At 46.2% G+C, this 18,531-nt stretch carries 14 protein-coding genes; 8 read left to right on the top strand and 6 right to left on the bottom strand.

The annotated features are described in order from the left end of the window. Positions 1-36: 36 nt before the first annotated feature. The 3 genes from ACHA99_RS13225 to rppH are packed head-to-tail and all read right to left on the bottom strand — an operon-like array spanning position 37 to position 3,679. Positions 37-837, bottom strand: coding sequence for a sulfite exporter TauE/SafE family protein (locus ACHA99_RS13225; RefSeq protein ID WP_028760835.1), 801 nt, complete (start codon positions 835-837; stop codon positions 37-39). 59 nt (positions 838-896) lie between these two features. Next, a complete protein-coding gene (gene ptsP / locus ACHA99_RS13230; protein WP_105249864.1) occupies positions 897-3,131 on the bottom strand; it encodes a phosphoenolpyruvate--protein phosphotransferase in 2,235 nt (744 codons plus the stop codon). A 23-nt stretch (positions 3,132-3,154) separates the two neighbouring features. Further along, positions 3,155-3,679 carry an RNA pyrophosphohydrolase gene (rppH, locus tag ACHA99_RS13235; protein ID WP_006080762.1) on the bottom strand — a complete coding sequence of 175 codons (525 nt, stop codon included), beginning with the start codon at positions 3,677-3,679 and terminating at the stop codon, positions 3,155-3,157. Positions 3,680-4,369: 690 nt separating this feature from the next. Here rppH and mutH point away from each other — a divergent pair. After that, complete coding sequence (mutH, locus tag ACHA99_RS13240) at positions 4,370-5,041, top strand: DNA mismatch repair endonuclease MutH (protein ID WP_131523041.1); 672 nt, start codon at positions 4,370-4,372, stop codon at positions 5,039-5,041. A 122-nt stretch (positions 5,042-5,163) separates the two neighbouring features. Further along, positions 5,164-6,231 carry an adenylate/guanylate cyclase domain-containing protein gene (locus tag ACHA99_RS13245; RefSeq protein WP_105249866.1) on the top strand — a complete coding sequence of 356 codons (1,068 nt, stop codon included), beginning with the start codon at positions 5,164-5,166 and terminating at the stop codon, positions 6,229-6,231. Positions 6,232-6,286: 55 nt separating this feature from the next. On the opposite strand, the gene oxyR is transcribed toward ACHA99_RS13245, so the two are convergent. The 3 genes from oxyR to ACHA99_RS13260 form a co-directional block, all read right to left on the bottom strand. Then, the gene (gene oxyR / locus ACHA99_RS13250; RefSeq protein WP_198572141.1) at positions 6,287-7,198 is read right to left on the bottom strand and encodes a hydrogen peroxide-inducible genes transcriptional activator OxyR; all 912 of its coding nucleotides are present in this window, start codon (positions 7,196-7,198) and stop codon (positions 6,287-6,289) included. 282 nt (positions 7,199-7,480) lie between these two features. Then, on the bottom strand, positions 7,481-7,846 hold the full coding sequence (locus tag ACHA99_RS13255; RefSeq protein ID WP_028760840.1) for an Hpt domain-containing protein: 366 nt from the start codon (positions 7,844-7,846) through the stop codon (positions 7,481-7,483). Between the two features lie 204 nt (positions 7,847-8,050). Beyond that, positions 8,051-8,980, bottom strand: a complete 930-nt coding sequence (locus tag ACHA99_RS13260) for a TIGR01212 family radical SAM protein (protein WP_393943210.1) — start codon at positions 8,978-8,980, stop codon at positions 8,051-8,053. Between the two features lie 588 nt (positions 8,981-9,568). Between ACHA99_RS13260 and gltB the strand changes: the two genes are divergently transcribed. The 6 genes from gltB to ACHA99_RS13290 all read left to right on the top strand — a co-directional run bounded on the left by gltB (position 9,569) and on the right by ACHA99_RS13290 (position 18,531). Then, positions 9,569-14,017 (top strand): glutamate synthase large subunit, encoded by a 4,449-nt coding sequence (gltB, locus tag ACHA99_RS13265; RefSeq protein ID WP_393943212.1) that lies wholly within the window; start codon positions 9,569-9,571, stop codon positions 14,015-14,017. Between the two features lie 6 nt (positions 14,018-14,023). Beyond that, complete coding sequence (locus ACHA99_RS13270) at positions 14,024-15,430, top strand: FAD-dependent oxidoreductase (RefSeq protein WP_219252993.1); 1,407 nt, start codon at positions 14,024-14,026, stop codon at positions 15,428-15,430. A 321-nt stretch (positions 15,431-15,751) separates the two neighbouring features. Beyond that, positions 15,752-16,462, top strand: coding sequence for a 5'-methylthioadenosine/adenosylhomocysteine nucleosidase (locus ACHA99_RS13275; protein ID WP_028760844.1), 711 nt, complete (start codon positions 15,752-15,754; stop codon positions 16,460-16,462). 22 nt (positions 16,463-16,484) lie between these two features. Further along, a complete protein-coding gene (locus tag ACHA99_RS13280) occupies positions 16,485-17,474 on the top strand; it encodes a cobalamin biosynthesis protein (protein ID WP_393943215.1) in 990 nt (329 codons plus the stop codon). 56 nt (positions 17,475-17,530) lie between these two features. Continuing rightward, entirely contained in the window at positions 17,531-17,908 is a 378-nt protein-coding gene (locus ACHA99_RS13285) for a DUF2721 domain-containing protein (protein ID WP_012088590.1), read from the top strand. After that, the gene (locus ACHA99_RS13290) at positions 17,905-18,531 is read left to right on the top strand and encodes a trimeric intracellular cation channel family protein (protein ID WP_173246146.1); all 627 of its coding nucleotides are present in this window, start codon (positions 17,905-17,907) and stop codon (positions 18,529-18,531) included. The genes ACHA99_RS13285 and ACHA99_RS13290 overlap by 4 nt, the downstream gene beginning before the upstream one ends.

The raw sequence follows: 18,531 nt of genomic DNA on the forward strand, positions 1-18,531 counted from the left end.
TCCATTAGCAGCCTCAAACTGAGATAAACATAAAAACTAGGTCAGAATTAACTTAAGGCCGACACATAGAAGTAACAGTGCAAATATCTTTTTAAGTACAGGTGTTGGCCAAGTGCTCGCCGCTTTTACCCCCACAGGCGCCATCAAGACAGAAGTGATCACTAAACCAAACAATGCAGGTAAATAGATATAGCCTAAGGTACCATAGGGCAACTCAGGGGCATTCATTCCTGCAATAATATAGCCGAAACTGCCAGAAAGAGAGATTAAGAAGCCCATCGCCGCAGAAAAGCCCACGGCTTGACGCATCTGTAAACCATAAAAAGTCAAAAATGGCACTATCAGTATACCGCCACCTATCCCGGTCAAACCTGCCAAAACCGCAACAAAAGCCGATACAACAAAAAGCACTACTGAATTAGGTAATTGACGATTTGATTCGGCCTTAACGGGATAAGCCATTTGAATTGTCATTAAAATCACAAAGATGGCAAAACCTTGTTGTAACTTATCAGCGGGAATACGCTCAGCAATAAAACCTGAAGCCAGCGCGCCTATAATCAGGCCCGGTAACATTGATTTGAATAAATCCCAAGGCACATTGCCACGCTTATGGTGGGCACGTGCCGACGAAATAGAGGTGAGAATAATGGCTGCTAGCGAAGTGGCAATTGCAATATGGGGGAGCTGAGTAGAGCTAATACCGACCGATGGCAAAATATAAAGCAGTGCCGGCACTACAATCAAGCCGCCACCGATACCTAATAATCCTGCCATAAAGCCGACAAATGCGCCTAAAGCCAAGCAAATAAAGAACACCAACAACAAACTATCCACACGAGTACCTACAGCGTGATAAATTGAGGGCCTTAGCTTAAAGCAAAACACAGCATTAGTTAATTAAGAATTGTTGCGAGACCCTGCTGGGTCAAATATTCTTTAACCAGCTCACGCACTTGGAAGCCGTTTGATAGGCTCAGCGCTTTAGCAAGTAATTGATCTAAATCAGCCCGCGCAACACGTCGCAATAGATAATTGATCCGCGCTAAACTGCCCTGATTCATACTCAACTGATCGTATCCCATAGCCACCAGCAAAATGGCCCCCATAGGTTCGCCCGCTAACTCTCCACAGATACTAATATCGAGTTTATGGTATCGACAATCTAGGTGCGCCTGATGCAAAGCCCGCAATATTCCAGGATGATAACTGTCAAATAACGAGCTCACCCGCGGGTTATTACGGTCAACAGCCAGCAAATATTGGGTTAAATCATTACTACCAACAGAGACAAAATCCACTCGTTTTGCCACATCATCCAACTGATATAACATGGCAGGCACTTCGAGCATAATGCCTATTCGTGGCATCACTATGTCGCTGTTAACATCGTTTTTTAATTCAACATAGGCTTGTTGCAAATATTCTAAGGATTGATCGATTTCATCTAAGTTGCTGACCATAGGCAGCAAAATACTTAACTGTTTACCGTCTCCCCCAGCCTGTAGCATGGCCCGTAACTGCACCAAAAACAGCTCAGGATGATCCAGAGACAAGCGAATACCGCGCCATCCAAGGAAAGGATTGTCTTCTTTAATCGGGAAATACGGTAAAGGTTTATCGCCTCCCACATCTAAAGTACGCATCACCACAGGTCGACCGGACGCTGCCGATAAGACCTGTTGATAGACTTTGACTTGCTCAGATTCACTCGGGAAGCGCTGTTGCAACATAAAAGGAATTTCAGTGCGATAAAGCCCAATACCGTCGGCGCCCTCTGCAATTTCAGAGGCCACACCACTGAGTAATCCCGCATTGAGATACAAGCGAATACGTGAACCATCTAGGGTTACAGAAGGCAGCGCTAATTCTTGGGCATACTGGCGTTGCAAAGCTTTTTGTGCCGAAATCAGGCTACGATACTCACCGACAATCGCAGGTGATGGCGACACCAATAACTGACCACGGCTTGCGTTTACAACTAAAAGTTTTTGGTCAATATTGGCGGATAACAGTTGCTCGACACCTGTAATAGCAGGCACACCTAAGGCACGGGCTAAAATGGCGGCATGGGAGTTTACGCCACCAAGCTCAGTGACAATACCCGCAAGCTTTTGCCTTGGGAACTCAGCCAACATAGTCGCATCGGCTTCACGGGTAATGAGGATTACAGGTTTATCGGGCTCAAGCTCTAGACGTTCTGGCTCAATAAGTTGGCGTAATACTTTTTGACCTAAGTCGCGAATATCGCTAGCCCGCTCCTTAAGGTAAGGGTCTTCCATTGCTAAAAACTGTTGAATATAACGTAGAGACACTCGGCTCACCGCCGACTCAGCAGCCCAGCCTAATTGCACTTCACGGGTATATTCGCCGCCTAAACTAGCATCATCGAGCAGTAACTGTAATGCATTGAAAATGGAGACAACTTCGTCATCTTGCTCGCGATCAAACCGTTGAGATAAGGCACCTATTGCTTCTTTACAACGCACCATAGCCGTGGTTAAGCGACTCGATTCATAGGCAATATCGTCAGAGCGCACCTCAGGCTGTTCAAGGGGGATTTCCCCACCAAGTACGAAGGCATACGCAATGGCGATACCGTTTGACGCTGAAGTACCTTGAAACAGAATTTGTTGATGATGGGAGCTGACTTGTGCTTTTTGTTTTAAGCCACGCACCGCCATCGCTAATTGGGCGGCGAGCGTCATCAGGAAGGCTTCTTCACCCTCACTGAATTGGCGAGCACTCGCCTGCTGTACCACTATCACCCCTACCACAGCCTTCTGGTAGATAATAGGTACAGCTAAAAAAGCGCGGTATTCTTCTTCGGCGACTTCAGGAAAAAGTTTAAATCTGGGATGAAGCCGAGCATCTGCTAAATTAACGGCCTCTTCTCGCTGGGCAGCGAGTCCAACTAAACCTTCAGTCAGCGGCATACGTACTCGACCAACGGCGCTTTTTTCAAGACCATCGGTTGCAGATAACACGAGTTCTTGCTCTTCTAGGATATAGATGGAGCAACATTGGGTTTCCATCGCCGCTTTAGTCGATGAAACTAAGATTTCTAATGCGGTTTCCAAACTGTGGGCAGATGCCACAGCCTGAGTAATATCCCTAAGCGTATTTAACACTGTTTTCAATCCTCTTTTGAAAATCAGCCCGTTGTTTTTTGTCTTCCCCGTTTCCTAGGTATTTCTAGGGTTTGGAATGACAATGCCGTTACCGCAAACTCTTTCATCACCTTACGATAAACATCACGCTTAAATGACACAACTTGCCGCACAGGATACCAATAACTTACCCAGCGCCAATCGTCAAATTCAGGATGCCCAGAAGAACTCAAATTAATCGCACTATCTTGGCTTTTCAGTTGTAACAGAAACCACTTTTGTTTTTGCCCGATACACACAGGTTTACTGTCTTGCCTCACTAAACGCTTTGGCAAACGATAGCGCAACCAAGAACGGGTCGAGGTTAATATATGCACGTGTTCAGGTCTTAGGCCCACTTCTTCATACAACTCACGGTACATAGCCTCTTCTGCTGTCTCGCCATCATCGACGCCACCTTGAGGAAATTGCCATGAGTGTTGACCGAAACGTCTAGCCCACATGACTTGGCCATATCTGTTACAAATTATAATGCCCACATTTGCGCGAAAGCCGTCGCTATCAATCACATGGACTCCAAATCACATTAAATTTTAATAAACTGATTGTTTCATAAAGCTAGTCTCTCAGCAAACCTCTATTTTATCCTAAGCTTTGGATAACATCTGACTTAAAAGACATTTATCAACAATGCTAGGGGATGGAATCCAGGGATATCCACATTTTCTGTGGATATCTCTGTTTGAAACTCAGGTGAACTTGTTATAACGTTCAAAAAACATCTATTTACCATCGTTTTTAAAATTTAGCGTTAAAACTTAATAGCAAACAAATTCATAAACTTGCATATTAATCATGATTTATTTTAGACTAAAAAACCAATAAAGCTCATTATTTGACCAGCAAGAAGTATTTCTATCATTCTCGCGATATTACTCAACTTTATACACAAATAGTGTCCACAACTGTCCACAAAAGCCAGAATAAATGCACTTTATTCGCATTGACTTAGGATTTTTATTAGGTTAAGAGGCTCACTTTACTGAGTTATCCATAATATCTGTGGATAAGTATGTGGGGAACGCAAGGGAAAGCAGAGAGTAACTTTGAACACTTTTTTGCAAAACGGGGGTTAACACGGATATAAAATTTAAAATCAGTCACTTAGAATAAAAACATTCGGTACAAGTTAATCCACCCTGTAGAGCTCATTTTTTAACCACCATTGCTAAGCGGTTATTTTTAAGTAAAATCCAGCCATGAATCGAATTATCCCCCCTGAAAATCTATCTGAACTACTCGAACGTGCCAACATGATGGCGGGCGTGAGTTTGGCGCAGATAGCAAGCCAAAGAAGCATTCGTGTCCCCAAGGATCTTAAACGCGATAAAGGTTGGGTCGGTCAATTAATCGAAATGGAATTAGGCGCAACGGCGGGTTCTAAACCTGAGCAAGATTTTCTGCATTTAGGGGTCGAGCTTAAAACTATCCCCATTGATACACAGGGGCGACCGCTGGAGACCACTTATGTCTGCGTGGCGCCGCTATCAAATATCCAAGGATTAACCTGGCAAAACAGCTTAGTCTGCCATAAGTTACAGCGAGTACTTTGGGTACCCGTTGAAGGAGAGAGGCATATTCCTGTGGGTGAGCGCCGTATAGGTACGCCAATATTGTGGGAACCGGATCCGCACGAGTTGCAATTACTGCAACAGGATTGGGAAGAGATCATGGAGCTTATCGCCCTCGGAAAAGTAGAGAGGCTTACAGCGCGTCACGGCGAAGTGCTGCAATTGCGACCTAAGGCCGCGAATAGTAAGGCGTTAACACAAAGCATTGCCGAAGATGGTAGCCTCAAAATGACTAACCCTAGGGGTTTTTATTTAAAGACCAGTTTCACTGCTATGATACTTAATAAGGTATTTGGTTAATTTTTAGTAACGATATGGACTTGGATTGATCCAGATCACAAATTTCACTGGCACTAAGGTGACTCTTTTCTATAAACTACGGCATCCTGAAATCACAGCCGTATTCGGATACCAATCAAGCAGTGAGAGCACGTAGACAAGCGAAAAAACTCCTTTTTGCGATTTTAGCTTGGGCGATTGCCATGGCTGCATTCGTGTTTTTTCGATATGCCCAATCACCAGAGCTGCCCCAATGGGCGGTAAGTTCGGCTGATCTCGCAACACTTGCTATCTACATGGGGATTATTTTCGGCAGCTTACATTGGATGTCGAACGTCATTGCCGATTTCAGTGCAATCAATCGCCTCCCCTATGTGTTTTCAGTCATCTTTAAGGGCTTGTTTTTATTACTGGGTGCTACGACGTTAGCTTACATGACTCAGTTTTTAAATATGTGGGCCATCGAAAATCACATGTCGACCCTCAGACAAATGCTGACGGCGCACATTCTCTATAGTCCTTCATTCCAAGCATTGATCGTATATTTGGTCGTTGTACGAGTCAGCTTAGCTTTTGTCGAGCAAATGGCATTATTAGTCGGGCCGCGTATTTTACTCAACATAGGCCTTGGTAAATACCACAAGCCAAGATACGAGCAGCGCTTATTCCTCTATTTAGACATGGTCGCCTCAACCACACATGCCGAATCACTTGGCGATTACCGCTTTAGTCGATTGATCCAAGACAGCTTTAGTTTACTTTCAGATACAGTGTCCAATAACGAAGCTGAAATCTACCGCTATATGGGAGATGCAGTGCTGCTTCACTGGCCATTAGAAGAAGGGATAGTTCACGACCGCTGCATGAATATTTATTTTGAATTTAGCCAACAACTGAACTGGCAACGCCGCTACTTTGAAGAGCATTATGGCTTTGTGCCGAAATTTAAAGCGGCGGCCCATTGTGGCCAAGTCGTCGCTGCAGTTGTTGGTGTACAGAAACAAGAAATTAGTTTCTTTAGTGACGTGCTCAATACCTTAGCAAGACTGCAAGATCAATGTAATCCACTAGGACAGCGCATGTTGATTTCGGGCGCACTCGCGGGACGTTTAGATAACCCCAACACTCAGTATCACCTATCAAATCTAGGCCCAGTCAAACTCAAAGGGAAACAACACTCAATTGAAGTGTTTGGCGTTTCCCCGCTCTGATTTGTAATCGACTTTAAGCTTTAGCTTGAATTAATGCTTTGCAGTTACAGTCAGTTTATTCCCCGTCCTTAGTTAATAATTTTTGGATCATTAAACCTAAAGTGCGGAAAGTTAAGATGCGACTGGTGGTTTGACGCCAAACAAGGCCGATATCACGGTAAGGAGCTTCACCCGGTGGCGTCATCACCACTAAATCTGTGTCATTCAAAATACCCGCGTCAATGGCCATTTGCGGAAGAAACGTGGTGCCCAGTTTACTGTTCACCATCTGCACTAAAGTATGCAAACTGGTGGCGGCAAACGGATTGACTTTCGCACTATCACCTAGCTGACATGCAGTAATAGCATGGCCTGTGATGCAATGCTCACTTTGCAGAAGAAAAATGCTCTCGTCCGGCAGAGTTTGATAATCAATAGGTTGATGTATGCCACCCGCTAAATCTTTGTGGGCAACCATTTTGAAAGGATCTATGCCCACTTTCATGCTGTGGTAACCGCTAGTATCAACGGGTAGCGCTAGGATCAATAAGTCCAGCTCTCCTTTACCCAAAGCATCTAGCAAACGCTCAGTGGTATCTTCCTTCAATAATAAACTCATCGCCGGATAAGATTGCTGACACTGGCGGATCACACGACTCAATAGGAAAGGCGCTATGGTTGGAATACAGCCTAAGCGAATATCCCCCGTCATCGGCTCACCTTGATTTTTCACTAATTCCACCAAATCATCCACATCAGTGAGAATTTTACGGGCGCGCTGCACCACTTCTTCACCAATGGCGGTAAACATAAATGACTTATGGTCTCGCTCAATCAACTGATGTCCTAACTGCTCTTCTAGGTTTTGGATCCCACTTGAAAGCGTTGATTGACTGACAAAACACACCTTAGCGGCGCGGTTAAAATTCTGCTCTTGATGGAGATTCACCAAATAGAATAAGTTTTTTAAGCTAGGTAAACTTTTCATTTTCTCGATTGCCATTAAGGTTATGAATTAAGAAATTAAATCTACTTTAGCATAAGTGATGAGCAATAACGCGGCATAAGATATCAGGATTGTGACCCGAATCGATATTCAATCGGTTCGCCGTAAAACTTAAGTGGGAGTAACAAAATAAGATGGGAAAAGCGCTAACAAGAAAATGTCGAAAACAACAAACTTAATCGTAAAACCAATGCAAGATTCACTCAATTGAGCGCAACAATAGACATTATTGCTGCGCCTTAACTTACCTTAGCAAGTAATATTTTATGCTTTGGCTTGGAGGAATAACTTTAACTGTTGTAAATCTGCACTCGCGTGTTCAACGATGTCAGCAACCCAAGAGCCATGTTCAGCATCCCATCTTGCTTCTTCGCCATGCTGTAATAATTGGGCGATTTGCTGAATACGTTTTAACCCCACAGAACCTGCAGCACCTTTAAATTTATGTGCTTCTGAACATAAGGTATCTTTGTCTGCTGCGTCGTTAGCCTTCACTAGATTTCCAACATATTCAGGCATTAGCTGCTCAAATAACACCACACTCTTGAGTAAGGTACCGGCACCAATGGCGCTGCAGTACTGTTCGAGAGTATTGAGATCTAGGATTGCTTCTAATTCAACTGTGGCCATAAGGCCTCCCTTAAGTGGTTCAATGCTTAAAACGAATTTATCACATGATACCCACTAAAATTGTCAGTGCAACTTATAGCGATATTCATGGTCTAATTCAGATTAAAATTAACAAAAAACAAACTAATAGTCGTAAATAAACGCTTACGACATAATAGCGACGACATAACATTTGGGGAGTAAATTTATCCCACTAACTTGCCTCTATCGTTGCGCTAATGCGTGCCCTTGTCCACCATAAAGCTGCAAATTATCCACAATCGCCACCAATCCATCCCAACGATAGACACACCAATCGGGTGCTAATAGCATAGGTTTTTTCGCATAAGCGGTGACACGGTGAAAAATCACTTCCGCGGGAGTATGGCGGATCATCTCGCCGACACTGTGGGCATAATCCTCAATACTCAATAAAGGTAAGCGCCCACTTCGCCACGACTTAGCCATAGTGCTACCTTCGACGATATGCAAAGGATGTAGCTTCAAACCGTCAACACCCTGCTGCAATACAGCAGCTAAAGTCGCCATATAATCGCTATGGGTTTCATCGGGTAAGCCAAGAATAAGATGAGTGCACACCTTAAGACCGCGAGCTCTCGCCCTAGACACAGTGTCACAATAACAGGCGAAATCATGGCCACGGTTAATTCTACGCAGTGTTTCATCTTTGGCTGTTTGCAACCCGAGCTCTAACCACACATCGACACCATTTTCCTGATAGCGCGCCAGTAAATCCAGTACATTATTCGGCACACAATCGGGGCGAGTTCCAACACATAAACCGACTATCTCGCCATCTTTAACCGCTTCATCGTACTTAGCCATTAACACTTGATATTCATCGTAAGTGCTAGTGTAGGCTTGAAAATAAGCAATAAATTTATCGGCTTGTGCCTGAGGCTTCGCCTCACGATAGCGGCTCTTACCCTGTTCGAGTTGCTCAGTAATACTCAATACATCGGCAGTTTGATGGCTAAATGACGCCACATTACAGAAAGTACAACCTCCACGCCCTAAAGTGCCGTCACGGTTAGGGCAAGTAAACTTGGCATCTATAGTGAGTTTTCGCAGTCGGGTGCCATATCGCGCCTTACAAACGGCACCAAAGGTGTTCACATATGCATCAAGCCCCATCAGAGCACCCACCAAATTTCATATCGCTTCATTGAGAATAACCAAGATAAAATCACAAATAGAAAAGAAAATACGTGAACAAATAGAAGAAAAAGCTTAGTGTAAATAAGGTAGCGAGAGTTTTCTTGGCGCTACATCAAATTCCCGCCTGACTCATACCGTTATTATCATAAATGTGCGCATCCTCAAATTAGCCAGCTTACCGCTGAGATCTTGCTCACATCAAAAATGAATAACAATTCAACAATTTTAATTTTTTATCTATTTACTGTGTTTGCAATAAAAATCACTATTTCTAAATCAAAAACAATCCCATCAGCATGTTACACCTTGGTAAATTTTGAGTTTGATAGTTTTTAAAATTCTTTTTATTCATAATGTTATACGGCACATTTTACTGTTGACGTTAACGTAAGGCAATTGTGATTTGTGTATGAAACATGAATTAATACCCATTTTTTATGCAAATTTTTGGTTTGACCTTTATTGAATCTCAGGCTAATTTGGGTGGTTCGGGTGCATATCTATAGAAAGTCTTTACATTTTCTCCCCGAGTAGTAATCAGTTGAGGTCTAGGGAGGTTTTTGTATGAGCTTATATCATCCCAGTTTTGAGCGGGACAATTGTGGTTTTGGGTTGATAGCACAGATGGATGGCGAAGCCAGCCACCGTATAGTGCGCACGGCAATCCATGGTCTAGATCGCATGAAGCACCGCGGGGGCATTGCCTCCGACGGTCGCACTGGCGACGGCTGCGGTTTATTAATGCAATTACCCGTGCAATTTTTTGAAGCGATTGCCGCGGAAAATGATTGGCATTTGAGCCGAAAATTTGCCGTAGGTATGCTGTTTTTAAGTCAAGACGATGAACTGGCTGACCAAGCCAAGTTTATTCTTGAGCGCGAACTCGAGCGTGAAACCTTAAGTATTGCAGGCTGGCGCAAGGTGCCTGTCAATCCCGATGTGTTAGGTGAAATTGGCAAGGCTAGCCTGCCACAAATCTATCAAGTGCTGATCAACGCCCCCATTGGCTGGCGTGAAAAAGACTTGGAACGTCGCCTTTATATGGCGCGTCGCCGCTTAGAGCAGCAGATCACCGATGACAAAGACTTCTATGTCGCGAGTTTGTCAGGCCAAGTTATCGTCTATAAAGGTCTGATGATGCCTGTAGACTTGCCCGCGTTTTATCCCGATCTCGCGGACATTCGCTTAAAAAGCTCTATCTGCCTATTCCATCAACGTTTCTCAACGAATACTTCTCCTAAATGGCCATTAGCTCAGCCGTTTAGATATTTAGCCCATAACGGCGAAATCAATACGATTACGGGTAACCGTCAATGGGCCCGTGCCCGTGCCTATAAGTTTAATTCACCGCTACTGCCAGATTTGCAGCAGGCCGCTCCCTTTGTGAATGAAACAGGCTCAGACTCTTCATCTTTAGATAACATGCTGGAAATGCTGTTATCTGGTGGCATGGACTTATACCGTGCCATGCGTCTATTGATCCCGCCTGCTTGGCAAAGTAATCCAGAAATGGATGACGAATTAAAAGCCTTCTACGACTTTAACTCTATGCACATGGAGCCTTGGGATGGTCCGGCTGGTATTGTGATGACCAACGGTCGCCATGCCGCCTGCGCCGTAGACCGTAACGGTCTGCGTCCATCGCGTTATGTGATCACAAAAGATCGTATTTTGACCTTAGCCTCCGAAGTGGGTATTTGGGATTACGCCGCCGATGAAGTCATCGAAAAAGGCCGTGTTGGGCCTGGAGAATTATTGGTACTCGATACCTTGAACGGCCGCCTGTACCAATCTTTTGAAATTGATAACGATCTTAAACGCCGCCACCCTTACAAAGAGTGGATGGCGAAAAACAGCCGTACTTTAACGCCAGCGGAAGATTTAGCCTCTGAGCAGCACGGTGCCAGCGAATTAAGCCCTGAACTATTGCTGCAATATCAAAAACAATTTGGCTATACCCGTGAGGAATTAGAACAAGTCATTTGGGTATTGGCGAAGCAAGGTGAAGAAGCCACAGGCTCCATGGGCGACGACACACCTATGGCGGTATTGTCGAAAAAGTCACGTTCCCTGTATGACTATTTTAGGCAGAAATTTGCTCAAGTAACGAATCCCCCCATAGATCCATTACGTGAAAAGCACGTCATGTCGTTGACCACTTGTATTGGCCGTGAACAGAACCTCTTCAATGAAACGACGGGGCATGCTTACCGGGTAATGTTCAATTCACCTATTTTATTATTCAGTGATTTTAACCAGTTACTGGGATTAGATAGCACTTACTATCGCGCCAATATTGTCGATTTAAATTACGAACCACAGGAAGGCTTAGAAAGCGCCATTCGCCGCATCACAGCCGAAGCCGAGCGTTTGGCCCGCAGCGGCACGACTTTGTTGATCCTTTCGGATAGAGCCATAGGTAAAACGGCGCAAGTGATCCCCGCGGCCATGGCGGTCGGTTCTGTGCAACAAATGCTAGTGAATAAGAGCCTGCGCTGCGACACCAACATTATTGTTGAAACCGCATCGGCGCGAGATCCGCATCACTTTGCTGTATTGCTTGGCTTTGGTGCCACGGCGATTTATCCGTATTTAGTGTATGAGTCAATTTCCGAACTGGCAAAACGCCATGACTTAACCGATACCACGGCATTGATGTTGAACTTCCGCTACGGCATCGAAAAAGGCTTGCGTAAGATCATGTCCAAAATGGGCATCAGCACTGTCGGCTCCTATCGTTGCAGTCAACAATTTGAAGCCATAGGCATTGCCAGCGAAGTGATCGAACTGTGTTTTAAAGGCGTAATTAGCCGCATCGAGGGTGCAGGCTTTGCAGACATCGCCCAAGACCAAGCGATTCTGCACAAAGCGGCCTACCGTGCCCATGTGCCATTACCACAAGGCGGTCTACTAAAATACGTTGAAGGGGGTGAGTATCACTGCTTCAACCCTGATGTGGTCAACACCTTGCAAGCGTCATTGATTGACAAAGACTTCGCGAGCTATAAAAAATTCGCCGAACTCGTCGACAATCGTCCCGTGGCCACACTGCGTGACTTAATCGGTATTAAGGGCGCGCAAACATCGATTAATGTCGCCGATGTAGAAGCGGCATCAAATCTATATTCACGTTTTGACAGTGCCGCCATGAGCATCGGCGCCTTGAGCCCTGAAGCCCATGAAGCTCTTGCTATTGCGATGAACCGCTTAGGTGGCCGCTCGAACTCAGGTGAAGGTGGTGAGGATGCACGCCGCTTTAATACTGAACGCAACTCTGCAATTAAACAGATTGCCTCGGCACGCTTTGGCGTCACGGCGCATTATCTAGTTAATGCCGATGTGTTGCAGATTAAAGTCGCCCAAGGGGCAAAACCCGGTGAAGGTGGTCAGTTACCCGGCCATAAAGTCAGCGTTGAAATCGCCGGACTGCGTCATGCACGCCCTGGTGTGACCTTGATTTCACCGCCGCCGCACCACGATATTTACTCTATCGAAGATTTAGCCCAGCTGATTTTCGACTTGAAGCAAATCAATACTAAAGCGCTGATTTCAGTGAAACTTGTGTCAGAACCCGGTGTGGGGACCATCGCCACTGGTGTGGCCAAAGCCTATGCGGACATGATCACGATTTCAGGGTATGACGGCGGCACAGGTGCTAGCCCAATTACCTCAGTGAAATATGCGGGCAGTCCATGGGAGCTAGGGTTAGCCGAAGTGCATCAATCGCTAGTGGAAAATGGTCTACGCCATAAAATTCGCTTGCAGGTCGATGGCGGCTTAAAAACCGGTACCGATGTGATTAAAGCCGCGTTATTAGGCGCCGAAAGCTTTGGTTTTGGTACTGTGCCTATGATCGCCCTAGGTTGTAAATACCTGCGTATTTGCCACTTGAACAACTGTGCGACTGGCGTAGCAACGCAAGATAAAAACCTGCGCGACAACCATTACCATGGTCTGCCAGAGCGAGTGATGACTTACTTTGAGTTTGTTGCACAGGAAGTTCGTGAATGGATGGCGACCTTAGGGGTGAGTAAGTTTGAAGACTTAGTCGGTCGCAGCGAATGGTTATATGCCCTCGAAGGACAAACCGCGAAGCAACAAGGCTTAGATCTGTCACCGATTTTGTATCAACCCAAGGTGCCAGCAACCTCGTCACGCACTTGGCAAGAAACCAATCCACCGGCGGATTTAGGGCTGCTTAACCAGCATTTATTAAACGAATGCCAAAGCGCCGTCGATAAGGGCGAGAGTTTCGATGCCGCTTACAGCATCAACAACACCGACCGTTCCGTTGGCGCGACATTGTCAGGCTATATCGCGAGCACACTCGGCGTCAAAGGCACCAAAGCGCCGGTCAAACTGAGCTTTAACGGCAGTGCCGGCCAAAGCTTTGGCGTGTGGAACAGCCCAGGCCTTGAGTTAAAACTCTGCGGCGATGCCAACGACTATGTGGGTAAAGGCATGTCTGGCGGCCAGATTGTCATATACCCGCCTATTGGCAGCCCGTTCCAAAGTGAACGCAGCGCCATTGTCGGTAACACCTGTCTTTACGGTGCGACAGGCGGCAAGTTCTTCGCCGCGGGTCAAGCAGGCGAGCGTTTTGCAGTCCGTAACTCTGGGGCGATTGCTGTGGTTGAAGGGCTTGGCGATAACGGCTGCGAATACATGACCGGCGGCATTGTGGTTGTCCTTGGTAAAACAGGGGTGAACTTCGGCGCTGGGATGACAGGCGGTTTTGCCTATGTGTTCGATCAATTCGGCCGCTTCAATCGCCGTGTGAATACAGAGCTTGTCGATACTCAAAAACTCGAATCACCGATACATCAACAACATTTAAAAGGTCTGATTGAAGCCCACGTGGCCGAGACGGGCAGCGAACATGCCAAGATGATCTTAAGTGATTTTGGTAACTGGTTAGATTGCTTCGTATTAGTAAAACCTAAAAATATTGCCGTGGCCGATCTGCTCAAATTAGAGAAATCGAGCCCAGAATTAGTTGTAAAAGCGGGGTAATGGCGCATGAGTAACGATTTTCAATTTATTGAAGTGGGTCGTAAAGACCCCGCTAAACACCCTGCAGCTAAACGTGCGACTCAGTTTATTGAGATTTATCAGCCTTTTGCTCAGCCTCAAGTGGCTGAGCAAGCGGACCGCTGTTTAGATTGCGGCAATCCTTATTGTGAGTGGAAATGCCCGCTACACAATTATATTCCTAACTGGCTCAAGCTAGCGGAACAAGGTCGCATCATGGAAGCGGCAGATTTAGTGCATGAGACCAACACTCTGCCCGAAATCTGCGGCCGTGTTTGTCCACAAGACAGACTCTGTGAAGGTGCTTGTACTCTGAACGACGACTTTGGCGCTGTCACTATCGGTAATGTCGAAAAATACATTACCGACACAGCGATCGCCCAAGGCTGGCGCCCCGATATGAGCAAGGTCACGCCACGCCCTGAACGCGTGGCGATTGTCGGTGCGGGTCCTGCGGGTTTAGGCTGCGCGGATATTCTGTCTCGCAACGGTGTTAAAGCTGTGGTCTTTGATAAATATCCACAAATTGGTGGTCTACTCACCTACGGCATTCCGTCTTTTAAACTCGACAAAGCCGTTATGGCGACCCGTCGCAGTGTATTAGAAGGCATGGGCATTGAGTTCAAACTCGGTGTCACTGTAGGTAAGGACATCCCATTTACTAAACTGCTCGAAGAATACGATGCCGTCTTCCTCGGTATGGGCACCTATACCGCGATGAAAGCAGGCCTTGAGGGTGAAGATGCCCAAGGCGTATACCAAGCCCTGCCCTATTTGATTGGTAACACCCATCATTTAATGGGCACCCAGAATACTGAAACGCCCTACCTGAACCTTGAAGGTAAACGTGTGGTGGTATTAGGCGGTGGTGATACTGCGATGGATTGTGTGCGCACAGCCGTCAGACAAGGTGCCAGCAGCGTAGTCTGTGCTTACCGCCGGGACGAGGCCAACATGCCAGGCTCACGTCGTGAAGTGCAAAATGCGCGGGAGGAAGGCGTTAACTTCCTGTTTAACCGTCAACCTGTGGCGATTAAAACCCAAGATGGCAAAGTGATCGGCATTGAATGCGTTGAAACAGCCATGGGCAAGGCCGATGCAAGTGGTCGTCAACGCGCCGAAGCGATTGCCGGTAGCGAACAGTTGCTCGAAGCCGATGCGATTATTATCGCCTTTGGTTTCCAGCCTAGCCCTGCCCCTTGGTTTGCCGAACACGGTATCGAGCTCGATCAATGGGGCCGAGTCAAAGCGAGCAAGTTAGACGAAAACCCATTCCAAACCACAAACCCGAAAGTGTTTGCCGGTGGTGATATGGTGCGTGGTTCTGACTTAGTCGTGACAGCCATTGCCGAAGGTCGCGATGCCGCCCAAGGTATTCTTAACTACTTAGACTAAGCGCTATAGATTAAGCGCCAACGTGTTTATTTTATCGGTAAAAAACATTTTACCCTTGTCATTTTAACAAGCACTCCAATGGCTGGACTCGTGCAAACGAGTTCAGCCATTGGCTAGTGACTTATCGCAATCGGTTGATGGATAAAATAGATAGATGAAAGCGTGCATCTTAGGAGCGCACTTTTCCGTTAACCCTCCCGCGTTTTACCCCGCGATTATCAAGCAATCCCAATCTCACCATAACGACGGCACAAAACTGTGTGGTATATTAGCCAGCATTCCCGTGTCCCACTCTTAAGTGTTGAATCAAAAAGGTCTCCCATGAAAATTGGAATTATTGGCGCAATGGAGCCAGAAGTCGCTCACCTGATCGCCGCCATGACAAATGCGACATCGCAAACCATTGCTGGTATTGAATTTATTGCTGGTACTCTCGCGGGTAAAGACGTAGTCGTGACTCGCTCAGGCATAGGTAAAGTCGCCGCAAGTATTGCGACCACGCTACTCATCGAAAAATATGCGCCGGATGCGGTGATCAACACTGGTTCTGCCGGTGGTTTTGTGGATTCGCTGGCCATTGGCGATATCGTGATTTCTTCTGAAGTACGTCACCATGATGTGGATGTCACCGCCTTTGGTTATGAAATTGGCCAAATGGCACAGCAACCTGCTGCGTTTATTCCTGCCGCACATTTAGTTGAAGCCGCCAACAAAGCGATTGCTCAACTGGGTGAAGTCAAAGCGATTGAAGGTTTGATTTGTACTGGCGACAGCTTTATTTGCGATCCTGTTCGCACCCAAGCCATGCTCAAAAACTTCCCGACTATGGCCGCCTGTGAGATGGAAGGCGCAGCAATCGCTCAAGTTTGTCATCAGTTTGGAGTGCCATTTGTGGTGATCCGCTCTTTATCGGATAACGCCAACAATGACTCGCCAGTGGATTTCGACTCTTATATTGTCAAAGCGGGTTATCACTCGGCTCTGATGGTGATGTTGCTGCTTGAGCAACTGAATCCTAGCGCAGTAAAATAATCACTTAAGTGGAAAGTACCGAATGCACACCTCTTTTTATCAACAACTTGTCGAGATAGATGGCGCTTTGTTTGAAGGCTTTTTGGTACTTTTTTTTGCTTTGTTATTGGCGCGGTTAGCGCCATTGCCACGGGAAATGCAGCCGCTTATTTGGTTTAGCCATTTAGCTAAGCAACTCGCAGCCAAGGTAAATCGCCCTGAACGATCTCCAAGCCAACAAGCTACAGCAGGCTTTTTAGCTATGATGCTGTTACTGTTTCCATTTTGGGCCATTATCACCTTTTTACTCGAACTGGCTGCCTTTCCATGGTTTTTCGAATTTTTGGTGCTTTATCTGTGCTTAACCGATACAGGGTTTAGCCAAGTCGCCGATGAAATCGCTAAAGCCTTAAAACGTGGAGACAATGCCAGCGCAAAAAAGCTTTTACAGCCTTGGGTAGTGCGCGATACCGATAGTTTGTCGGAAATCGGCCTAGCCAAAGCCACCATAGAAAAACTCGCCACAGCGCCTATTTACGGCACAGCATCGACCATTTTCTTTTTCGCTATTGCTGGAGCACCGCTAGTGCTAGCTGTGCGAATGCTCAAACAACTCGAATTGAGCTGGCCGCCCATTCAACCAAAGTATCAACATTTCTGCAGTACTGTGAATGGTGTATCGATTATCTTGCTGGCGATTCCGGCTTGGTTGTGGAGCCTGTCGCTCGCCATTCAAGGCGGGCCTAAGGCGTTTGCAAAACTTTTTAGAGCCCCTAAAAATCATCACGCTATTCGAGGTTATGTTCTCAGTGTGAATCTCGTGGCCAGTATTTTGAGAATCGAGCTCGGTGGACCACAGAAGTTTGCTGGCGTGCGTATCAATGTGGATAAATTGTGCTACGGTCCGCAGCCAACCTGTGATGACATCACGCCTGCAATTAAGCTGACCTCACGTGCCTGTGCTATCTGGTTTAGCTTTATCATTATACTGCCCTTGTTATGGGCAAGTTTACGTTGGTTACAAAGCCTGTGATATGATGCCGCATTATCTCAACGTGAAGTTAAAGGCTGACCATCTTGCTCGAAAACATGCATGTTTCATTAACAACACCTGCGTTGTTATTTCCTGCTATCTCATTGTTACTATTAGCTTATACCAATCGTTTTTTTGCCTTAGCCGCATTAATCCGAAATTTAAGCAATGGTGAAAAACCCGTACATAAAGATCAAATTAAGAACCTGAGCCAGCGTATTACCATCATTCGTCGAATGCAGGAAGCAGGCGTGTCAAGCTTTGCCCTATGTGTACTGTGTATGATTTTTATCTATATCGGCTTTAATAAAACCGGCTCAGTGATTTTTGGCGCTAGCCTACTGCTCTTGCTCTATTCACTGATTTTATCTGTGATTGAAATCCGCATCTCTGTTGACGCATTAAATATCCATATCAAAGAGATGAGTAAATGAGCCAGTGGATCTACTTTTTTGATTTATGGGGTACCGCTGTATTTGCATTATCCGGCGCACTTGCCGCTGGACGCCATAGAATGGACCCCTTTGGCGTTATCGTGCTCGCCTCGGTTACCGCTGTCGGTGGTGGCAGTATTCGTGATGCCTTAATTGGTGCAACGCCAGTGTTCTGGATCCGCGACCCGAATTACATCATAGTGATCCTCGCGACCGTGCTCGTCTGTTTGCTATTAGTCCGTCGCCCTCGTAAGGTACCCGAGTATATTTTACCCGTTGCAGATGCCTTTGGATTGGCCCTCTTTACCGTGATAGGTGCTGAAAAGGCCCTCAATATGGGCTTGAGTGGGATGATTGCCGTCGTAATGGGCTTGATCACAGGCGTGGGAGGAGGCATTATTCGAGACTTACTGTGTAGACAAGTTCCTATGGTCTTACGCACAGAAGTCTATGCCACAGCTTCGATCATAGGTGGTATCGGCTATACCATGAGCTTAGCCTACGGTATGGGCGAAAAAATGGCGCTGTTTCTGGCGATGGCCAGTGCCCTGTTAATCCGCTTAAGTGCCATCAAGTGGCATCTTTCATTACCGGCCTTTGATCTCAAGACCAAGAGGGAATAG

Origin of the sequence: Shewanella sp. S23-S33 (genome assembly GCF_043359565.1) — a bacterium.
Classification (GTDB): Bacteria; Pseudomonadota; Gammaproteobacteria; order Enterobacterales; family Shewanellaceae; genus Shewanella; species Shewanella oncorhynchi.